This is a genomic window from Sodalis sp. RH20 (assembly GCF_047324205.1).
Classification (GTDB): domain Bacteria; phylum Pseudomonadota; class Gammaproteobacteria; order Enterobacterales; family Enterobacteriaceae; genus Acerihabitans.
Map to the genome: position 1 here is coordinate 4,628,979 of NZ_CP178733.1, position 20,697 is coordinate 4,649,675.

20 protein-coding genes and 1 pseudogene are annotated in these 20,697 nt (G+C 51.8%); 10 read left to right on the plus strand and 11 right to left on the minus strand.

Annotation, left to right across the window (positions count from 1 at the left end; translation table 11 throughout):
* Positions 1 to 200: 200 nt before the first annotated feature.
* Together ACL2XM_RS21105 and ACL2XM_RS21110 are read right to left on the minus strand one after the other, a co-directional pair.
* Positions 201 to 545: a hypothetical protein gene (locus ACL2XM_RS21105; RefSeq protein WP_413731547.1), complete on the minus strand. Its 345-nt coding sequence runs from the start codon at positions 543 to 545 to the stop codon at positions 201 to 203.
* 106 nt (positions 546 to 651) lie between these two features.
* Complete coding sequence (locus tag ACL2XM_RS21110; protein ID WP_413731548.1) at positions 652 to 831, minus strand: hypothetical protein; 180 nt, start codon at positions 829 to 831, stop codon at positions 652 to 654.
* Positions 832 to 969: 138 nt separating this feature from the next.
* Between ACL2XM_RS21110 and ACL2XM_RS21115 the strand changes: the two genes are divergently transcribed.
* On the plus strand, positions 970 to 1,803 hold the full coding sequence (locus tag ACL2XM_RS21115) for a GIY-YIG nuclease family protein (protein WP_413731550.1): 834 nt from the start codon (positions 970 to 972) through the stop codon (positions 1,801 to 1,803).
* Between the two features lie 157 nt (positions 1,804 to 1,960).
* On the opposite strand, the gene ACL2XM_RS21120 is transcribed toward ACL2XM_RS21115, so the two are convergent.
* Positions 1,961 to 3,525, minus strand: a protein-coding gene (locus ACL2XM_RS21120; RefSeq protein WP_413730138.1) for an IS3 family transposase whose coding sequence is annotated in 2 segments (ribosomal slippage) — positions 1,961 to 3,069 and positions 3,069 to 3,525 — 1,566 coding nt in all. Because the reading frame shifts where the segments join, the coding sequence is not laid out codon by codon here.
* A gap of 204 nt (positions 3,526 to 3,729) precedes the next feature.
* On the minus strand, positions 3,730 to 3,918 hold the full coding sequence (locus tag ACL2XM_RS21125) for a hypothetical protein (RefSeq protein ID WP_413721796.1): 189 nt from the start codon (positions 3,916 to 3,918) through the stop codon (positions 3,730 to 3,732).
* A 143-nt stretch (positions 3,919 to 4,061) separates the two neighbouring features.
* Here ACL2XM_RS21125 and ACL2XM_RS21130 point away from each other — a divergent pair, with 143 nt between their 5' ends.
* From ACL2XM_RS21130 to ACL2XM_RS21145, 4 genes and pseudogenes are all read left to right on the plus strand, one after another.
* A complete protein-coding gene (locus tag ACL2XM_RS21130) occupies positions 4,062 to 4,298 on the plus strand; it encodes a hypothetical protein (RefSeq protein ID WP_413731552.1) in 237 nt (78 codons plus the stop codon).
* A gap of 191 nt (positions 4,299 to 4,489) precedes the next feature.
* Positions 4,490 to 5,092 (plus strand): annotated as a pseudogene (locus tag ACL2XM_RS21135) (site-specific integrase).
* Positions 5,093 to 5,516: 424 nt separating this feature from the next.
* Positions 5,517 to 6,599 carry a mechanosensitive ion channel family protein gene (locus ACL2XM_RS21140; protein WP_413721793.1) on the plus strand — a complete coding sequence of 361 codons (1,083 nt, stop codon included), beginning with the start codon at positions 5,517 to 5,519 and terminating at the stop codon, positions 6,597 to 6,599.
* Between the two features lie 452 nt (positions 6,600 to 7,051).
* Entirely contained in the window at positions 7,052 to 7,669 is a 618-nt protein-coding gene (locus ACL2XM_RS21145) for a LysE family translocator (RefSeq protein ID WP_413731553.1), read from the plus strand.
* Positions 7,670 to 7,907: 238 nt separating this feature from the next.
* On the opposite strand, the gene ACL2XM_RS21150 is transcribed toward ACL2XM_RS21145, so the two are convergent.
* The 6 genes from ACL2XM_RS21150 to ACL2XM_RS21175 form a co-directional block, all read right to left on the minus strand.
* Positions 7,908 to 8,246, minus strand: coding sequence for a YebG family protein (locus ACL2XM_RS21150; RefSeq protein ID WP_413731555.1), 339 nt, complete (start codon positions 8,244 to 8,246; stop codon positions 7,908 to 7,910).
* 351 nt (positions 8,247 to 8,597) lie between these two features.
* Positions 8,598 to 9,032: a GlcG/HbpS family heme-binding protein gene (locus ACL2XM_RS21155; RefSeq protein ID WP_410012759.1), complete on the minus strand. Its 435-nt coding sequence runs from the start codon at positions 9,030 to 9,032 to the stop codon at positions 8,598 to 8,600.
* The gene (locus ACL2XM_RS21160) at positions 9,022 to 9,933 is read right to left on the minus strand and encodes a dihydrodipicolinate synthase family protein (RefSeq protein WP_413731556.1); all 912 of its coding nucleotides are present in this window, start codon (positions 9,931 to 9,933) and stop codon (positions 9,022 to 9,024) included. Before ACL2XM_RS21160 ends, ACL2XM_RS21155 begins: the two co-directional genes overlap by 11 nt.
* Positions 9,927 to 10,754, minus strand: a complete 828-nt coding sequence (locus ACL2XM_RS21165; protein ID WP_410012761.1) for an SDR family oxidoreductase — start codon at positions 10,752 to 10,754, stop codon at positions 9,927 to 9,929. Before ACL2XM_RS21165 ends, ACL2XM_RS21160 begins: the two co-directional genes overlap by 7 nt.
* Positions 10,755 to 10,782: 28 nt before the next feature.
* Complete coding sequence (locus tag ACL2XM_RS21170) at positions 10,783 to 11,886, minus strand: mandelate racemase/muconate lactonizing enzyme family protein (protein ID WP_410012762.1); 1,104 nt, start codon at positions 11,884 to 11,886, stop codon at positions 10,783 to 10,785.
* Positions 11,887 to 11,888: 2 nt separating this feature from the next.
* Positions 11,889 to 13,358, minus strand: coding sequence for an MFS transporter (locus tag ACL2XM_RS21175; protein WP_413721789.1), 1,470 nt, complete (start codon positions 13,356 to 13,358; stop codon positions 11,889 to 11,891).
* Between the two features lie 1,297 nt (positions 13,359 to 14,655).
* On the opposite strand from ACL2XM_RS21175, the gene ACL2XM_RS21180 reads away from it, so the two are divergent.
* On the plus strand, positions 14,656 to 15,222 hold the full coding sequence (locus tag ACL2XM_RS21180) for an AAA family ATPase (RefSeq protein ID WP_413721788.1): 567 nt from the start codon (positions 14,656 to 14,658) through the stop codon (positions 15,220 to 15,222).
* A 105-nt stretch (positions 15,223 to 15,327) separates the two neighbouring features.
* Here the strand turns inward: ACL2XM_RS21180 and ACL2XM_RS21185 are convergent, their stop codons facing one another.
* The gene (locus ACL2XM_RS21185; protein ID WP_413731558.1) at positions 15,328 to 16,245 is read right to left on the minus strand and encodes a LysR substrate-binding domain-containing protein; all 918 of its coding nucleotides are present in this window, start codon (positions 16,243 to 16,245) and stop codon (positions 15,328 to 15,330) included.
* 107 nt (positions 16,246 to 16,352) lie between these two features.
* On the opposite strand from ACL2XM_RS21185, the gene ACL2XM_RS21190 reads away from it, so the two are divergent.
* The 4 genes from ACL2XM_RS21190 (at position 16,353) to ACL2XM_RS21205 (ending at position 20,692) form a co-directional block, all read left to right on the plus strand.
* On the plus strand, positions 16,353 to 17,072 hold the full coding sequence (locus ACL2XM_RS21190; protein ID WP_410016663.1) for a sulfite exporter TauE/SafE family protein: 720 nt from the start codon (positions 16,353 to 16,355) through the stop codon (positions 17,070 to 17,072).
* Positions 17,073 to 17,479: 407 nt separating this feature from the next.
* Positions 17,480 to 18,511: an L-idonate 5-dehydrogenase gene (idnD, locus tag ACL2XM_RS21195; protein WP_413721786.1), complete on the plus strand. Its 1,032-nt coding sequence runs from the start codon at positions 17,480 to 17,482 to the stop codon at positions 18,509 to 18,511.
* A gap of 15 nt (positions 18,512 to 18,526) precedes the next feature.
* Positions 18,527 to 19,291 carry a gluconate 5-dehydrogenase gene (gene idnO / locus ACL2XM_RS21200; protein ID WP_410012767.1) on the plus strand — a complete coding sequence of 255 codons (765 nt, stop codon included), beginning with the start codon at positions 18,527 to 18,529 and terminating at the stop codon, positions 19,289 to 19,291.
* Positions 19,292 to 19,372: 81 nt separating this feature from the next.
* On the plus strand, positions 19,373 to 20,692 hold the full coding sequence (locus ACL2XM_RS21205) for a gluconate:H+ symporter (protein ID WP_410012768.1): 1,320 nt from the start codon (positions 19,373 to 19,375) through the stop codon (positions 20,690 to 20,692).
* The last annotated feature ends 5 nt before the right edge of the window (positions 20,693 to 20,697 follow it).

Below are 20,697 nucleotides of genomic sequence, written 5' to 3' on the forward strand. Positions count from 1 at the left end.
CTTCAGCTGATTAACCGACTCATAATTTTTAAATCGCACTGATTTGCTATTCGTAGATTAACAGCAATGTTAGGAATGTCTTCATTAGTTGGAAGAACAACTGCGAACTCCCGCTGTTCGCTCATAGCAGCCGTCTAGATACGGCATCAAATCAACGTTCGATGGACAGAAACACCTGAAGATCCATACCGTTGCACAAATTACCAAATGCGGTAGTAAGTGTTTTGTTGGCGAGGCTTTTCACCCAAAATATTTTGATGTGACATGAATTCAGCTGTTTTGGCCTGCCGTTTTGCCCGTTCTTTCACATCATCTTCGTCAACTTCGGAAAATTTACCGTCAACTCGTTCAACTGTTTGACAGAATTTTTTAGCTTCAAACCATTCTAAGCTCTTACTGATGTCTTTTGGACAGTTATAAATTTCATTGCCGTGATAACTTTTGCTTTGAAGCCAAGCTACAACAGTATTACCAATCCAAACAAGCGCGACCATAAGCAAGATCACAAGCAAAGAGTTGATGAGATAAATGGTTGATTTTGGCATTTTGTCACTTCCTAAGGCATCAGTATTCAAAGATTAATCTTACCGCAGCCAGACAGAATCATGCACTATGGGCAGAAATGCCTGACTGTCCCAGTTGAAAGAATGATTACGTCACAGCGGCGATTTTCCAGTAGGTCTGCAAGTGAACCGGCGGACAGAATGCGAGTTTTGCCAGCATCTTTGCTACTGGCCGCGCTGCTGCTGCTTGTTGAATGCCAGCAATGGATAGAATTAACTGAGTGTCCAGGCTGACAGTTGTTGCGCCACAACCGTGATGATTTTTCATATCTTTTGTGTGCCAAGAGCGGACGTTGATGGCATCGAACTATATAATTTTATGGGCAATAGTTTAGCGTAATGCGGGCGTGTAAAGTAAAGTCACGGCAAAGAGTCAAAAGACTCAACTTATCATTAAGGAGCAGTTTTGAAGCTTTTTGATTATTTGAAGATGGAGTTTCCGGATCTGACACCTGAAACCACCAAAGTCCATCTTGCGCAAATGAATGATTACAAAGAGGATCCGCTGGTTAAATTCCGGGAAGAGACTTTCGACGACTGGCAGTGTTGGCAGAAGAAGCTGGATTTTACACGCAGGTATGTCGTTTCACTGATTAAGATCCCAGGGACTGAAACCTGGATGTTTGCGGGAGCCTTTCAACAAACAGGCAATGCAGGAAAGAAAACCTACCCTAACCGTAAGGAACTTTATTATCAGTACTATCTTCATAAAATCCTTGAGACTGAAGAATACGCGGGGCGGATGTATATCAGCTTTAAAAATCCGGCCCGCAACTTCATCCGTCTGGGCGAAAGTATTCAGAACAAATTGATAATAAACTCTATCTCCCCGGTACGTCAGAGCTTCGGCGAGTTTCCCGGTTACCGTAACATTGTGCTAGACCGTAACAGCATAGGAGCGATCCTCAGGCTTAATTTGCAATCTTGGCGCACCGCACTATCTGTTGTTAAAGGTATTTATGTATTAACTGATCGTGATGGCGGAAAGCTCTATGTGGGAAAAGCCGATGGAATAGAGGGAATATGGGGTAGATGGGAATATTATTTTGGCTCCGGACATGGTGGGAATGTAGGGCTTAAGGAAGCTTTCGGTACTGGCGATGAAAACAGGCTGCAGAATATCACTTTTTCGATCCTCGAAGTTATGGACTCCAATGCCGAGGACGGAGAGATTGACCGCCGCGAAAGCCACTGGAAACAAATACTGCTCTCACGGGAGTTTGGCCATAACCGAAACTAATAAAGCCTGTGAAAACACTCTGGCATGTTCTCCATTGATTAGCACACATGATCCACTGTGGGAGCAATTACGAGCTTCCGCTTTTCGCTCACAGCAGACCTTCAGCTCAGTTAACTCATCCCGGTGTTTGTCAAAGATGTTGAGATAAAATTGCGATTTATGCAGCCTGTAAATTCTCGGCGTTTTCTTGTGTCAACGGCCGATCTGGATTGAGTTGAACTTCCTTGTCCCAACCCCAATTTCTTGTCTCACCTCGCCACCGTTCCGGGCACGCAGCGCGGGCGGCTTGATAGACTTGGTGACGCTTTAACAGCAAGGCTTTATCCTTGCCCTGATGGCGCTGCGCCGGCGTCACGAATTTGATCCCGCTGTGGCGGTGGACGTGGCAATACCAATCAATGAAGCGCTTCACCCACTGCCGTGCAGCATCAATCGAGGTAAATCCTTTGCGCGGCCAGGACGGCCAATATTTCAATGTACGAAAGATTGATTCTGCGTACGGATTGTCATTGGATACCCGCGGCCGACTAAAGGATGACGTTATACCCAGGGCTTCCATCTTGGCCTTCAGCGTATAACTTTTCATCGGCGCACCGTTATCCGAGTGCAGTACCAAGGGTTGCATAGCACAGCGCTGCCCCAGGACACATCGTTGTAGCAGATCTGCCGCCAGCTCGCCGGTCTCTTCATCATGGACTTCCCAACCCACCGGGTAGCGACTGAATAGGTCTTCAAATAAATACAGCTTATAATACAGCCCCTTAACACTACTCGGCAACCAGGTCACGTCCCACATCCAGACCTGGTTAGGGGCGGTGGCGGTAAAGCTGGTCGGTTTTGCCACGCGCACAGCCTTGGCGGCACGTCCACGATGCTGCACTTGACCCGCCTCTCTTAATACCCGATACATCGTCGATTCAGAGGCCATGTAGCAACCCTCGTCTGCCAGAATCGGTACGATCTGACTCGGCGGAACGCTGTCGAAACGCGCGCTATTGCATACCGCCAACACCGACTGGCGTTCCGTTGAGCTCAGTTTGTTGGCCGGCTCAGGGCGGTCAATCAATGGACGCTGATCCGCAATAACAGCACCATCCTGTTGCCACCGATACCAACTGTGAACAGAGATCCCTACCCCCTCGCAAGAACGGTACAACGATGCGCCATCATTGCACGCCTGCTGAACCCAGGCGGTGATCTGTTCCCGGTACGCCAGAGGAGTTAATCGTCCTCGTTGTCGCCCCAAAGGGCGCGAACTTTTTTTTGCAGGATCAGTAATGCCGCTGCCTCCGCCAGTGCTTTATCTTTACGCAGGACTTCGCGCTCAAGACGTTTAATTTGCTTACGCTGGGCCTTATTCTGCTGTGCGCTGGCCGCATCATTAAAACCGCCTGGCTCTGCATGGGCCTGGATCGATATTTCGCGCCACTGCTTAACCTGCTCTGGGAAAAGACCTTTGGCTCGGCAATACTCGCTCAACTCGATCTCCGACATCGACGAGGTTTCGACGACGACGGCGAATTTAGTTTGCGCAGACCAATTCTCACTGCTGCGATCATGTTCGGGCACAGGGCGACCTTCTTTGCGAAGCTGATTACGCCAATTGTACAGTGTAGCTTCTGAAATCCCTTCTCTTTGTGCCAATTCACGGATGGTCGGCGGATGAGGGGCAAGCATTTTACTTAAAATGGCGTCCTTGCGAGCCTGAGGTAAACGCGACATGGTGATGCTCCGGCCCCCTGGATTGAGAATGAAATCCCGAAAAAGGGATCTTCTCAACTACTCTGACACAGGGGGATCCGCTTCGAGTCAGAAGCGGAAGTAGTTAATACTGTCCACGTTCAGATTTCAGTAATGTAAAAAAGACCGCCAAGAAAATCTAATCCTTTAGCGGCCTCTTTAGCAAAACATTATTATGCGAACAGATTATTTTTTCTCTAATCCTTTAATACTATGTATTAACTTAGCAACATCGCCGTGTTTCGTGTTTGCTGGTAGATTATCTTTAATTAACTCTCTATTAGCTGCCGTTTCTCTGTAACCGTGCTTGCTTAGAAGGTCGTTAAGTTCATAATCTTGTGAGGTATTTACATAGTCCCAATCTGACTTAGGCATTTATTTTCTTCCTCTCTTGTTGTACATAGATAAACAGTAATCCTTGGGTAAAAACAAGCAAGCAGTCCTTGATGCTTTTGTTAATTAATTGATTTTGATCAACTAAATATGAGTTGTTAATGTAAGAGTTTTCGCTATATATTGTGAGTTATGATTTGGTTAAAAATAAAAATTATTCAAAAATTTTTGATGAGCTAAAAAGACTTGGTGCTCGGCGCATGCTCGAGTCTAACTGGTGTTTAACTCGATCTGCTTCCGGTGAATCAAAAAATTTACGAGGTAACTTTCAAAATTTTATTGATAGTGACGATCGCCTAGTGGTATCCGAGGTAACTGATTGGGCGGGTTTGAGAATGATGAAAAATCCGAATAATCTATGATAATCAAATATATGGTTGGTAGATACCATTCACATGAAGTAAAAATCTGACTTAATATTTACTTCATGTGGGATATGCCCTCAGCCATTAATAGCCAAACAACTTTTTCTATGAAGACAAGCAGCAACATCCGCTCCTCGCTCTTGAGGGACAACCATACTCAAATCTCCCACATTGCATGAGATTTGAGTATGAACACATCACCGTGGAACAAAGACCGTATCATCGGCCAGAAAAGACCACTTCAGATATCTCATATCTGGGGGATTAGAATCAGGCTTGAACTGGAGGGTAGAACACGCGATCTGGCTCTGTTCAACATGGCTTTGGACAGCAAACTGCGTGGCTGTGATCTGGTTAAACTAAAAGTGTCAGATGTTTCATATGGTAATTCTGTTTCAAGCAGAGCGACGGTGTTGCAACAGAAGACCGGTAGCCCTGTACAGTTCGAGTTAACTAAGGGGACGAGAGAATCTGTCGCCGAGTTGATAAAACTTGGCAAGCTGCACAGTAAAGACTATTTGTTCCAATCCCGCGTCGGTTCTTGCCAACATATATCAACTCGGCAATACAACCGAATTTTTCATGGCTGGGTCGCAAAGCTTGGTCTCGAAGTTTCGCTGTACGGCACACATTCCATGAGAAGAACAAAACCTTACCTGATATACAAGAAAACCAAGAATCTCAGGGTGATCTAACTTCTGTTGGGTCATAAGAAACTGGAAAGCACGGTTCGTTACCTAGGCATTGAAGTCGATGATGCGTTGGAGATCTCTGAGTCGATTGAAGTATGAGGTCGTCAGGGCTGCTACAGCAGCCTTGTGCCAGAAGCTGACCCTGGCGCTTTGGGTGACCAACGCGCAAAAGATCGTACTCAGGTGCGGCATGGATATCTGTAACCTGTGCTATTAGCATGAACACATCACTAGGGGCGGGTACAGGCAGATGACACGAGAGCGGTTTGAGCGCGGACATCCTGCTAGCGGATTGAGTAAATTAAACGTCATCATTAATTTCAGTGAGTTGCATTTATGCTACGCTTGTATTATCGGTTTCTTTTCGAGGTTTTTTTATGTTAAAAAAGTCAGTTAACAACATTTCTCATCAACTCATGTGCGTTCACCATTTACTCCGCAGATAACCGTTAAGACAACGGTTACTGAATTTTTATTACTGATCTGACAACCAGAGGTTGTTGACTTGATATAAGGGAAAAGAATGCTAATGATATTCGATGAGTTATCTGGTGCTCCAATTTGGGTGCCTGCGGTATTGCTCGTCATTCTCTCACTCGCACTGGGGTTCCTGGCCCGATTTATACTTCTCAGGTTCATCCGCTACTGGCAGAATCGTGACCGAAAGCTCTTCAAATCACTTGAAAAACATCTTCGTGGCTCAATGTTTCTTTTCATTCCCTTACTGTTGATAAATGTAGGGGTTAATTATATTAACATTCAGCCAAACTCCCTTGATTTTATTACATCCACCCTTAATATCTTTATTATATTATCATTTTGCTCCATTTTAATTCGATTAGTTAATGTTGCGCAAGATATGCTTTTTATCCGCTATGACATTAATCTTTCGAATAATCTTCGTGCCCGTAAAATTCGCACTCAAATAATGTATGTAAAAAAAGTCGCTATTGTATTGCTCGTGTCATTCTGCCTTACTCTGATACTTCTCAGTTTTCCCGGTTTCCGAAAATTCGGCACGACAATCTTAGCCGGCGCGGGGGTTGCCGGAATAATCATTGGGTTTGCCCTTCAGAAGTCGCTTGTCAACTTGTTTGCCGGAATTCAGATAGCTTTTACGCAACCTATAAAAATTGATGATGCTGTAGTCGTCGAAAATGAATGGGGCTGGATAGAGGAGATAAATCTGACTTATGTCGTTGTGCGTATCTGGGACCTGCGCCGACTGGTCCTGCCCATTACATACTTTACAGAAAATCCTTTCCAGAACTGGACGCGTAATAACGCACAGATATTAGGCTCTGTTTTTCTTTACCTCGATTATTCCATGCCATTAGATCCTCTCCGTAAGCATTTTGAAAAAGTCCTCAGTGAAACAAAACTCTGGGATCAACAGACTCAGGTGCTCCAGGTAACCGAAACTACTGACAAAACCATGACCATCAGATTATTGATGACTGCACAGAATTCCCCCATCGCCTGGGATTTACGCTGCCACGTGCGGGAAAAAATGATTGAGTTTATTCAGCAAAATTATCCGCAGAGCCTTCCTCACGTGAGGGCTACACTGACCGATTCGGTGTGTGATCGTCCGAAAGATCAGTAGTTAATCGTTTTCATTTTTTCTGTATACCGTGGAACGTACAGATACTTTAAGCGTGCTGCGTGAGCACCAGGACAACTGAGCTTCCGCTCCTCGCTCAAAGCAGCTGGTCAACTTCGCTTTATTCCCTGCTTAATGAGGCTTTGCGGCTGACCTGCAGGCTATGTGAGGCGAACCGCAGGACCCATTAAACGGCCTGCGCCAATATCCGGACATCTTTCGCCGTTCGCTGTAGAGTGATAATCGCATGTGTCTGGGCAGCTATATGGATGGCCGCTGAAGACAATGAGCTACCCAAAGCGGTGAAAATAGCCAGGAGACGGCCCGTTCTCAGCTTGTTTGATGGATTAATACAAAGTTATCGAACTGCTGGCCTGCTCCAGGCATAATGGGAAGCCAATGATTTATTGGTGAGTTTAAACTGATTTAACGTCAGCGAGTTATAAGGAAATCACATGATCGATACACATGCGGTTCTTACCGTGCTGTTGATTTATCTCGCTGGCGTGGTGATACCCGGGCCAAACTTTGTCGCCGTGGTGCATAAAGCGGTCGCTTCCACGCGCTCGGCCGCCCTTGCGCTGGTTGCTGGCATTGTGGTGGTCAACCTATTATGGGCAAGTTGCGCTATCGGCGGAATCGGTTTGCTATTTGCCGCATTCCCTTGGGTTGCGCTGATTGTGAAAATAGTAGGGGCAGGATATCTGCTGTGGTTTGGCTTACGCCTTATCCTCAATGCGGGAAGCCAACCCGTTGCGAACGAAAATGCCGTATTGCCAGGTCATTTCCGCCAATCCTTTATTCAGGGCGTGATGACTAATATCGGTAATCCGAAATCCATGGCTTTTTACGCCGCTATATTCTCTACTGCCGCTCCGGCGCATGTTTCTGCGGGCACCTTTATCGCCATGCTCAGCGTTGTCGGCATCATTGCATCACTCTGGTACGGAGCGGTTGCCATCACCCTTTCTCAACCTCGCATTTCTTCCGCCTATCAGCGGGCCAAAAAAGTCATTGATAGGCTTTGCGGCGGGTTGATCATACTGTTAGGGATCAGGCAGATTATTAATTAATCAGCCAAAATTATCCCTGCAGCAGCTTAACCAGTAAAGCAACGTTATAAAATGCATCTTTAACCAGAGCGGCACCGGGCATGGCCCTACCCCAATATTCTGCTCCACCCAGAACTGGAAATCCGGCATGATAAATCCATGCCGTTGACGGAGGTGAGGCCGATGAAAAAATCCCGCTACACCGCAAGGCGTTATCACTCACGGCGCTGTTCTGTATTGGGGTACTTCCCGCAGGGGATCAGGCTGCTTTTACCGCTCTGATTTTTTTTGTGCCGGCATCAGCATTGTTATCGGTTTCCATGCTTTCCGATTCATCTGCGGGCGCCTGAGCGCCGATGGCTTCCGGCAATTTACTGGTGCGCAGTATATGCTGGACGTCGTCTTTATGCTCGGCCAAATAAAGACCCAGCTTTTCAGCCTGCGGTTCATCCAACGGCATCCCGCTGGTCAACAACCAGTCGCTGAATGCTTCAGCCATATCGAGCATCTTGTCGTAGGCCTCCGCTTCTTTCTTACTGGCAAATGTCATTTTCTCTTCACCCTTTCTGACGACCACATATTTTGTTTCAATAGCCATAACCGCCTCCAATACTGTGATTATAGCCAGTATATCAGCAAGTGTCGCTCATCGTCCACCACACATTCAACGGCTGTATGTGCTGTAATCCATTCCCATTAAACAAGTCTTGCTGGTCTCATGCCGGGAGCCATGCAAGCCGCTATGCGATTCATCTGCCGCTGGGATACTAAACCAGCAGCAACTTACGCGCATCTTTGCGCAATAACGGCAACTGCTGCTCCCGGGCAGGTGAAACGGCGAAACCGTAACGCTGGTGGAAACGTGCTGCTTTATTATCCCGGTTTTGAGCGCGATGTCTTGCTGGGTCAGGTACATAGCCTTGCGTGCCGTCTTGACATCCGCGCCGTATCAACCGAACTGCCGCGCCCAGTGGTCCGCCAGCGCGATATCCTTTTCCGCCGGCAAACCGCTTATGCCGATTGCGCCCACCAGGGCGCCGTTTATCACGATCGGCACGCCGCCGGGCATTGGCAATAAGGCGGCGTCATTGAGCATGCGCATATCCAGGGAACCGTTTTTCACCTCCTCCGACACCAGACGGGTACTGCGCCTGAGCATCAGCGCAGTATAGGCTTTACGTTGCGCCAACAGCCGCGGCAAAGGCGGACAGGAGTGATGGGCGCCGAAGGCCGCCAATTCGCCGTGAACGCCCACCACGGCCACCGCCAGCCCAGTGGTGGCGGGATCCAGCGAAGCCGAGGCGATGATTTCGGCGACTTTACCGATAGCCACCTTATCCTGCAGGATATAACGCGCGGCAAGGCCGGCAGGTTCATTGGCCATGCGCGATACCCTCCCGGATAGTGTCATTGAGCACGCCCAGCTCGTGTTTTTGCCGGTCCGTCAAGGGAACGAACGGCTCCCGCACCGGCCCGAGGTCCTCCAGGCCAAGGCCCGTCATATACTTCGCCGACTGAAAGATCCCCCGCGCCACCATAAATTCGACGGCATTGTTAATCTGCAGCTGGATTTCCCGCGCCCGGCTGAGCTCGCCCCGCCGGAATAAGTCGCGAATGGCCAAAAATCGCTCGGGCTGCAGATTGACCGTGGTGCCGATGGTGGCGGTCGCGCCGGCCGATAGCGCCGACAGGTAGATCTCATCAAAGCCGTTGAAAAAAACCTTGCCGGGATATTTTGCCGCCATGCGCTCCAGCGAATAGAGGTTGTGCGAGGTATGCTTCACCCCCAGCACCTGTTCATCGGTTAATAGCGCGTCGGCGGTTTCTTCGTCAAGTTCAACCGAGGTGAATTGCGGGATATTATAAACAATCACCGGCAGCGATATGGCCGCAAGCACCCGCCGGTAATACGCGATGATCTCTTTTTTGGAGAATTTGTAATAATAAGGAGGCACCAGCGATACCGCGTCGGCGCCATCCTGCTCCGCCTGCCGGGCCAGAGAGACCGCGTCAGCGGTCCTCACCGTACCGACATGGGAGATCACCGGCACCCGGCCTTTCACCTGCGCCGCCAGAACGCGCAGCAGCTGTGCCCGCTCCTCCATGCCCAGAAGCGGGCCCTCACCGGAAGATCCGCAGCAATAAAATCCCTCCACTCCGCGCGCGAGCTGATGTTCCACCACCTTCGCCAGCACATCGTAATTGACGGATTCATCCTCATGCATCGGTGTGACCAGCGCTGAAATGACCCCCCGATACTTATCCCATCCTCCGTTCTTTACCATGCCGTCCATCCTCCGTCCACCACCACATTGGCGCCGGTCATATACACTGATGCGTCGGAAAGGAGAAACACGATAGTGCCGTTATATTCATCTTCATTGGCCATGCGGCCGATGGGCATGCGGGCGATATAATTTTTCTGGAACCGCGGATCCTGATCCGGCCGCGCCACGCCGGAGATGGTCAGCGTATTGACCCGGATACCGTCCCGGCCCCAGTAGGTGGCGCAATAACGGGTAAAATTGTACAGTCCCGATTTGGCCGCGGAATAGGCGACCGGCTTGATGAAGGGCACGCCGGTATCCTCTTTTTTGTAGCTGTAGATATCCTGCACCGGCGATACCACGCCGTAGATCGATCCGACATTGATGATGGATCCCTTTTTCCCCGCCGCTTTCATCCTGGCGCCTACCTGCTGGGTCGCCAGAAATGTGCCCACCAGGTTGACCTCCACCACTTTACGGAAGACGTCCACGGGGAACTGCTCAAAGGGGCCGGAGACCTCCGGCGGCGCGCTGGGCTGGGTATCGATGCCGGCATTATTCACCAGCCCGTCTGGTACGCCCCATTGCCGCTCGATATCATCCAGCGCACGATTGATACTGCCGCTGTCGGTGATATCAACCTGATAAAACGCCAGGCGCGGGGATTCCCGCTGCTCGCCGAACACCTTCAGCAGCCGTTCTTCAGCGATGTTCTGCGCGAAAACCGCCACCCTGGCCTGCCGTTTATGCAGCTCCTTGACATATTGGGCGCCCAGTTGCCCCAGGCCGCCGGTCACGACGATAATCTTATCTTTGACGGAAAATAAGGTATCTTCCATATGCATCTCCTGCTATCGAGTGATGACGTTATATTTTGTGGGCATGCAAATAGTCTCTGTCCAAAATGATGCCGTGACCGGCCCGCTCGCTGGGAACGTAGTACCCGTCCACCTCCTCGCCGGCGGATAATACGATGCGCAGATCTTTCCAGCGTCCGCCGTCGGTGACTTCCGCATAGGACACATTGGGCACCGCGGCCAGCAGGCTGGCGCTCAGTTCCAGGACGAAATGCGGCGTCATCGGCAGGTTATGCGCGCGGGCGACCGTCGCGACATCCAGGTATCCGGTGATACCGCCGACGCGCCCCAGGTCGGCCTGGACAAAATCCACGGAACCGTTGTCGATATATTGGCTGAACTGGCTGAGATTATAGACATTCTCGCCCAGGGCAATCGGCGTGCTGGTCCTCTCGCGCAGCTGTTTATGACCGGCGATATTGTCCGACGGCAGCGGCTCCTCAATCCACAGCAGGTTCAACGGATCAAACAGCTTGAATGCCCGCAGGGCCTGGGGGAAATTCCATCCCTGATTGGCATCCACCGCCAGAGGGAATCCCGGCACGGCTTCCTGGATTTTGATTAAGCGCTCGACATCCTCTTCCAGGTCGGGTTTACCCACCTTGACCTTGGCCGCGAGGTACCCCTTCGATTTCCAGCGGCGCACCTGTTCGATCACCTCCTCCACCGACATGTGCAGGTTGATGCCGCTGCCATACAACGGCACGCGATCGCGCACCCGTCCGAGCAAGTCGATGAGAGGCACATTCAGCGTTTTGCCCAGCAAATCCCAGTAGGCGATATCCAGGGCGGAAAGCGCATGGGTGGTGACGCCGGCGCCGCCGACATCGTGAATATATTTGTAACTGCGATCCCAGAGCGCGCGCGGCGACAAGCGCTGTCCGATAACATCCGGGATGATTTCCTTGATCAAGGCCGAAATGGTGGCGCCGCACCAGCCGGAAGTGTGGCTGAAGCCGGTGCCCACCAGTCCGTTGGAGCCATGCACATCGACGATTGCCACCTCAATATCGGTGACGTGGTGGATCTGGTCGCCCCAGGGTCCTTCCGGCAGCGGTACGCGCGCCGTCATCAGTTCGATATTTTCAATTACCGGCATTTTGGTGATAGTCATGATCAGTCCTCTTTCTTTAGTCCGTTCAACAATTCCGGATGCGTGAATCCCGACATCCCGTGGGAAGTGTCTTGCACATCATTTTCATATTCATTGTCGCCGGCGACATGGCCGAAGACTTCGGGCAGCAGGAATGTCGCGGCCAGAAAAGCCAGGAACGGCGCGATGGCGATAAGCGATGAGGCCAGCGGCACGCCCAGGGTGTCAAACAGCGGCGGGAAGACCAGGGTGGTCAGGAACGCGGTGATTTTTACGATGGTATAGCCGATGCCGGATGCCACGCCGCGGTATTTCGGTTTGGCCACCAGCGATACCACGGTCATGCCGCTTTCCGAATCCCAGTAATGGCCCCACAGCATCAGGGCGGCGCCGCTGGTGATCATCAGATAATTCAGTTTGAATACACCGTAGGCGGCTAACAATATGCCGAAAGTCACCAGCAGGAAGCCGAGCTGGCTTAAGCCGCGATGTCCCAGCCGTTTGAGCAACAGCGGTCCGACAAAGGCCGAAAGCGCCGCCACGCAGTTCACCGCCAGCAGCGCCAGGTTGTTCTGGATCTGGCCGGAAATGCCGATGGTCACCAGGATCAGGGGCAGGTAAAAGGAAAAAGCGTAGTTTTCAAACGACTGGACCGCGCAGGAAATCCAGCCGAACAGCGTGGTGCGGCGCGAAAATTTGCGACTGAACAAATCTTTTAGCGCTTCGCCCATGCTCGGCTGTTGGATAGTGACATCGTGTTCAGGCAGCAGATCGTCCAGCAGTTGTCCATCGCGATCGCCATAGTACTGGCGCGCTGCCTTGCGGGCGTCGACAAACCGGCCCCGTTCCACAAACCAGGCGGGGGTTTCGGGCAGTTCACGGCGCAGCATCAGCAGTATAAAGGCGGGGATGGCGGGTACCGCCAGGACGATGCGCCAAACATGATCGCTATGCACGCCAAGGGCGACCAACAGAGTGACCAGGGAAATCGCCGCGAGGATGCCGAGGGCGAACATAAACTGCCATCGGTTGGCCATCACCTCCCGTTTGCCTTTCGGCATCACCTCCATGATGTAGGTGAAGCCGTTGGCGACATCGGCGCCCACCGGAATGCCGGCGAAGCAGCGGATAATCGCCAGCCAGTAGATATTCGGCGCCAGCCCCTGCAGTATGGCGAACAGCGCAAACATCAGCATTGAGCCGAGGAAGATTTTACGCCTGCCCACCTTGTCCGTTAGCCAGCCGCCCAACATGGCGCCGATAATGGCGCCGAACTGGGTGCCGGCGGCGGTGAATCCCAGCAGCCAGCTGCTCGGATGATAGATATCTTTGAGAGCGTAGATAATAAACGCCATCGAATAGATATCCCATGACTCGATAAGCAGGGCGGTGATCATCAGCCATCCTGCTTTGGTGGATCCGGGAGCCTCCTGCAAATCCAGCCGTTTCTTGGCCATCAGGATCAGCTTGTCGATATTCATATTCTGGTGCATATATACTCCCATTTACCTTGCTTATTGAGGTACACGAGTATTTCGCCGTTCTGTCTGTCCTACTCATCCTTCGTTGATGCCGGCGCTTCCTGTTGGCCGCGCCAGACGCAGCGGCCGGCAACAGGGTCACGCGTTGCTAGGTTTCACCGCATCGCCGGCGATAAAGACCCGTCTATATTGCGTCAGCGCCCGGGCGCCAAATGCCATGACGTGTATCCAATGACATTTAACAGGCTGCTTCGAGTTAGCTTTGGCGACAAAAAAAATACAGGGGAAACAATGCTTAAGCTCACAGGCGCGGCATTGCGCGTTATCCGCCCACCGGCGGCTCTGCCTCACAACCCGCCCCATGGGCCGTCAATACGGGTCCGCCGCCATCGCCGCCGGGTGAAGACGAAACCTCACCCGTCCCGTTACATCATTAAGCATTTTCAAAACAATGCGTTAACATGCTTGCCTGTATAAAATGAGCACAGGCTTTGCCGCCGGCACGTTTTTTCAGGTAAAGATATTCTTGCTAATTCGAGTTAGCATTTTTACCGAAGATTTTTACCCCGGCAATAATGCCCTGTAAGATTTGTGATAACGTTCACGACAATTTGATTAAGAAACTGAAAAATAATTAATACATATTTTAGCCTGGGTAGCTTTATGTCATTAAAAATAATCACGTTTTCCGCCACCCGCAAAGGCGGCCGAAATATCTGCGCGGGATTCGGATGCCTGGCGGCCGCCCCGGAATTGCGGCTGGATAAGGGTGGGTGAGGAGATCGCATTGAGAGAAGTGAAGTGCACGTTGTATTGGGGCGAATGATCCTCAATCCGCTTTTGCAGGCGCGCCGGCGGCAAACGCGCTATGCCGGGCGAGACGTCGTCCTATGGCCTCACTACGCTGATTTGGCAAGATTAGGAACAGTTAGGGAACCATTAAGATTCGTTCTGCCACTATACAGTCTCATTCAAGCTTTGGTTCTGTGAGCTATGGGCGGGTTGCATTGGTAGGCTAATGTTGCTGGCCGGGCTTTCGGGCCCGGCGATTTTTACACCCTGCCGGATCCATTTTTGCTCCAATACCCTCATCTATTGACTGAGTGCCGATAATTTAAGCAAGGGGATCCCGGCCGTTAAGGCGATGCCATGCTTTCTGACCGCGGGTGGGCAAGCCTTCCCCCGCGCGCGTCTCTTTCTAAGCCCATACCGGTCATCAATAGCGGGGATCATCAAAGACGTTAACAGGCCAGGATGGCCTTTACCCATGGTGGCTCAACGTTCAAACCTGGCATAATTCTATCGTGGCATGCATATCCAGCAGGCACAGGAAAACATGAATCGACTTGTCGTTATTTCCGGCTGTTCCGGTGGTGGGAAATCCACGTTACTCGCCGAGCTGAAGCGACGCGGCTATACCGTTGTCGAAGAACCCGGCCGGCGCGTCGTGAGCGAAGAGTTGAAACGAGGCGGCCAGGCATTACCCTGGATTGATATGGCGGCGTTCTTACGCAACGTTATCCAACTGTCCATAACCGATTGGACCAGGGCCGGCACCGCAAACGAATGGATATTTTTCGATCGCGGGGTGGTGGACGCGGCGGCCAACCTTGAGCACATCACGGGTAAGCCTTATTTAAAGCGCTATGGCATTTCTTTGCGCTATCATCACAAGGTTTTTTTAACGCCGCCCTGGGCCGAAATTTATGCCGAAGATCCAGAACGGCGGCATTCTTTTGACGCGGCTTTGGCTGAATACGGCCTGCTGGTCACCGCCTACCCGGCATTGGATTATGACATTTTGGCAATACCAAAAACCAACGTAGCGGATCGGGCCACGTTTGTTCTTGATGCTCTGTCCGGCAACGGAGAATAATACCACCGCCGCACCGCACGCCGCCGGTGAAGTAAACGTTGCCAGCGCCCCGACTATTCCATTGCTGCCGGCATTCCTGACCCCCGTATCCGGCACGGCATTCGCTCAGACTGTTGTGTTTGCGTCGTTATCGCCATCGGCATTTAGCGCTTTCCCCTGCACCACCAGCCACTGCTCAAACGCTTGGTGCAATACGGTTTTTTGCACGCTCACCGGCGTTAAGGCCTGGTATTGACAGGGGGCAACGGTAAATTGCGGAAACAGCGGGACAAGACGGCCATGCATTATCTCCGCCGACAGCGTGTTGACCGGCCCCAATCCCACCCCGATCCCTTCCAGCATCGCCTGCAGGGAAACGTGGAAATGGTCGTAACGGCGAAATAAGCTCGCGGGTGTTTTTCGCAGGCCGGCCGCCGCCAGCCACAGATTCCACTGCTCAGGCCTTGTCAGGGTTTCAATGCGGGGACAGGCGAGGACATCCGCGGGCAGGCGGAGCGGATAACGCTTAAGCAGCGCGGGGGAGGCCATCAGGCAATGCTGATCTTGCAAAAACGCGATCGCGGAATACTCCGCTACGCTGATATCACGCCGGATCAACAGGTCATAGTGCCCGATAATGTGCAATTGCTCGGTATTGGCCGTGGAAATCTGCAAATTTGCCTGGGGAAAGCGCGTATAAAAATCATCGAGGCGGGGCAGCAGCCATTTCAGGCACAGTGTGGTCGGCACGCTGACATTAAAGACATTATTACGTCCACCGTTGCCGTAGCGCAGGGCGATGTCGGACAGGTTATCAAACGCGCTCCCCAGCTCCCGGGCCAGCGTCAGGGCGTAAGGCGTCGGCACGCGTCGCTGGCCTTCCCGGCTGAATAAATTAACGCCGAACCATTTTTCAACCACCTGCATATGGCGGCTGACCGCCCCATGGGTAATACATAATTCTTTGGCGGCGGCGGTATAGCTGCCGGCATGGCATGCAACCAAAAATGCCCGTAATGCCGCCAGGGGTGGGAGTGAATGCATAACCAGTCCTTTTTTATCACTATTGCGTGATATTTTATCACGAGCCATTCCATTTCTGATCGCTATCATCATGGTTACTACCCCCTGAAAAAGGACGTGCCGGCGTGATGTATCTGATCATTGTCATTATTGGAATAGCGGCCGGCATCATCAGCGGCATGGTGGGCACAGGCGCTTCCATCATGCTGTTGCCGGCGCTGGCGTATACCTTTGGTCCCAAGGCCGCGGTTCCCATCATGGCCATCGCCGCCATTATGGGTAATGTTTCGCGTGTGCTTATGTGGCGCAGGGACATCAATATCAGGGCCTTTCTGTGGTATTCCCTGCCGGGTATCCCCGCCGCCGTCCTGGGCGCCAATACGCTGTGGCTGATGCCTGCGCCCCTCTCCAACTTCTGCATCGGCCTGTTTTTCTTCCTGCTGATCCCGGCGCGCCACTGGGCCAATGCCCGGGCAATAACGCTCAACCCCATGCAACTGGCGCTGGCGGGCGCACTGGTCGGTTACCTCACCGGGGTGGTTTTCTCCACGGGCCCGCTGACCATCCCCCTTTTTGCCGGGTATGGGCTGACAAAAGGCGCGCTGCTGTCGACGGAAGCGGCCGCCTCCTTTGCTATCTACCTTGCCAAGGCATCGGCGTTCGGGGCCATCGGCGCCCTGCCGCGGTCCGTCGTTATCAGTGGCCTGATGGTAGGCGGTACGCTGGTTGCCGGCATGTACATCGGTAAAATATTCTTGGTGAAAATGGCTGAAAAAACCTTTAACCGCCTGATTGACGCCATGATGCTGGTGGCGGGCGCCTCAATGATTTGGGACGCGCTTAATTGATAAATGATTCCCTGCGGAATATAACGCGCTATAAAATCCATAAAAATAAAAAATAGAACCCAATGGCCAAGCATACATAAAGCCAGCACCGGCAACCGACAATGCCTGGACAGGCGGCGGCGGTAACTATCGCCTGTTTATCAGAGGCGTACTCTCGCGATCCGTAATAATGAGGGATAGCAAATACCTAATAACATAATTAGCATCTATTTAGCGGCCAATTTACCATACCGGGTTATTCACATTATTTCTTGTTCATTTTGAACGGAGGTTGCTTTTTATTAAGTCAATCACGTTATGCGTTACATCATTTTCGTTACATCATTTTTAAGTGACATCCATCACAGTTTTGCACATCCATAGCCGTTTAACTGCACCTCAACGACATTACCGTTGAGGAAATAAAAATGAACGTTGATACCCAGTCTTGCGTGGTTACCGGAAAAAAAGCCGTTGCCGTGGTGGCGCAAAACGTAGAATATTCCGGCCAGGGGACCTTGGTTAAAATATCCCGCGGCGGGATTTGCGGATCCGATCTGCATTATTACCAGGAGGGTGCGGTCGGAAATTTCAAAGTGCGCCAGCCCATGATTCTGGGGCACGAAGTTATCGGCCATGTGGTAAAAAGCGATGCCCCGGGGTTATCCGTTAACCAGAGCGTGGCCATTAACCCCAGCAAGCCCTGTAAACAGTGTAAATATTGCCTGTCCGGTGAGGAAAATCAATGTATTAATATGCGCTTTTTCGGCAGCGCCATGTATTTCCCGCATGTGGATGGCGGATTCACGCAATTTAAAGTCGTGGATACGGAACAATGCATCCCCTTTAACAATGCCCTCGATGAACGCGTCATGGCTTTTGCCGAACCGCTGGCGGTGGCCATTCACGCCGTGAATCAGGCCGGGGACGTTAAGGGTAAAACCGTTTTTGTCTCCGGCGTCGGGCCTATCGGCAGCTTGCTGGTGGCGGCCGCCAAGGCCTCGGGCGCGCGGGAAATCATCTGCGCCGACCTGAGCCAGCGTTGCCTGGATATCGCCGCCCAAATGGGCGCCACCAAAACCCTGCATGCGGCGGCCGGTGATTTCTCCGCGTATGCCGATCAAAAAGGCTACTTCGATATCGCGTTCGAAGCCTCGGGCCATCCCCAGTCCATTACGCGCTGCCTGGAATTAACCCGGGCCAGGGGTACCTTAGTCCAGGTCGGCATGGGCGGCGTGACGCCGGAGTTCCCCATGATGATGGTCATAGCCAAGGAAATCAGGCTGGTGGGGAGTTTTCGTTTCACCACCGAATTTAATACCGCCGTGGCCTGGCTGGGCAACGGCACCATCGACCCGCTGCCGTTGTTATCCGGTGAATATCCGCAGGCCGAACTTGAACAGGCGTTGATCTTCGCGGCGGACAAATCGTTAGCGTCAAAAGTACAGTTGGTTTTTTGAAAATAGGGATCCAAAATGAACGATATTTTTTCATTAAAAAATAAAAAAGCGCTGATTACCGGCTCCGCCCAAGGCATTGGTTTTTTATTGGCCAACGGACTGGCGCAATCGGGTGCGGAAATCATCATCAATGATATTACCGCCGCCCGCGCGGAAAAAGCGGCGCAGCAGTTACGGGACCAAGGGTATACCGCTTATTCTGTCGCATTTGATGTGACGAAAAGCCAGGCCGTTAATAGCGCTATTGAGCAAATTGAGTCCGATATCGGCCCTATTGATATTTTGATTAACAATGCCGGCATCCAGCGACGCCATCCGTTTACCGAATTTCCTGAGAAAGACTGGAACGATATTATCGCGGTAAATCAAACGGCGGTATTTTTGGTTTCACAAGCGGTTGCCCGTAACATGATCAAACGCAACCGGGGTAAAATCATCAATATTTGCTCCATGCAAAGCGAACTCGGCCGTGACACCATTACCCCCTATGCGGCGTCAAAGGGCGCGGTTAAAATGCTGACCCGCGGCATGTGTGTGGAACTGGCCCGTTATAATATTCAGGTTAACGGCATCGCCCCCGGCTATTTTAATACCGAAATGACCAAGGCCCTGGTCGATAACCAGGAATTTACCGCCTGGCTGACCAAACGCACCCCGGCCGCCCGCTGGGGAGACCCGCAGGAACTTATCGGCGCCGCGGTATTCCTGGCGGCGAAAGCCTCTGATTTTGTCAACGGTCACCTGATCTTTGTTGACGGCGGTATGTTGGCGGCAGTCTGAAAGTAAAAAAAATAACGAATAATAAATAAATGACGGGAGCCGCCCGCGGGCGACTTTTCGTCATTAGCATGGGGATTGGATATGCCGATTATAATTATTGCATTAGGGGTAATATTACTCCTGATATTGATGATCAAATTTAAAGTCAATGGTTTTATCGCCCTGGTGTTTGTGGCGGCGGTGGTGGGTATCGCCGAGGGCATGAAACCGCTGGCGGTCATGCACTCGATTCAAAACGGTATTGGCGGCACCTTGGGTGGTTTGGCGATGATCCTGGGATTCGGCGCTATGCTCGGACGCCTGATCTCCGATACCGGCGCCGCCCAGCGCATCGCCACGACGCTGATACAGTTTTTTGGCAAACAACGCATCCAGTGGGCGCTGGTGATAACCGGGCTGGTGGTCGGCCTGGCAATGTTCTATGAAGTCGGTTTCGTCCTCTTGTTGCCGTTGGTATTTACCATTGTGGCCGCCTCGGGGCTGCCTTTGCTGTATGTGGGCATTCCGATGGTTGCCGCCCTGTCGGTGACCCACTGCTTTTTGCCGCCGCATCCCGGCCCTACCGCTATCGCCATCATTTTTAACGCCAACCTGGGCACCACGCTGATTTATGGCCTGATCATCGCTATTCCGACCGTTATTATCGCCGGCCCCCTTTTTTCCAAACTGCTGAAAAAATTTGAAAAAGAACCGCCGGCGGGATTATTCAACCCGAAAATTTTTACCGAACAGGAAATGCCCGGTTTTGCCGTCAGTGTGACCGTGGCCATTATCCCGGTCATTCTGATGGCATTGGCTGCGATCGCCGATATGACCATGGCGAAAGACGACGGCGTGCGTCTGTTGCTGGAATTTATCGGTAATCCCGCCGTGGCGCTGTTTGCCGCCATCGTACTGGGTATTTTTACTCTCGGCCTGCGCAGCGGGCGCCAGATCGGCCAGGTGATGGATATCCTGGGCGATTCCATTGCCGCCATCGCCATGATCATCTTTATTATCGCCGGCGGCGGCGCCTTTAAACAGGTACTGGTGGACAGCGGCGTCGGTGATTTTATCGCCAATATCATGCGCGGCACGTCGCTGTCGCCGCTTGTCATGTGCTGGTGCGTCGCGGCGTTATTGCGCATCGCGCTGGGGTCGGCCACCGTGGCGGCGATCACCACCTCGGGCATTGTTTTACCGATTATCGCCGTCACCCATGCCGATCCGGCGCTTATGGTGCTGGCGACCGGCGCGGGCAGCGTGATCGCATCCCATGTCAACGACCCGGGCTTTTGGCTGTTTAAGGGTTATTTTAACCTGAGCGTGGCTGAAACCTTGAAAACCTGGACGGTCATGGAAACACTGATCTCGTTTATCGGATTAGCCGGTGTACTATTGCTCAATATGATTATCCATTAGTTGGC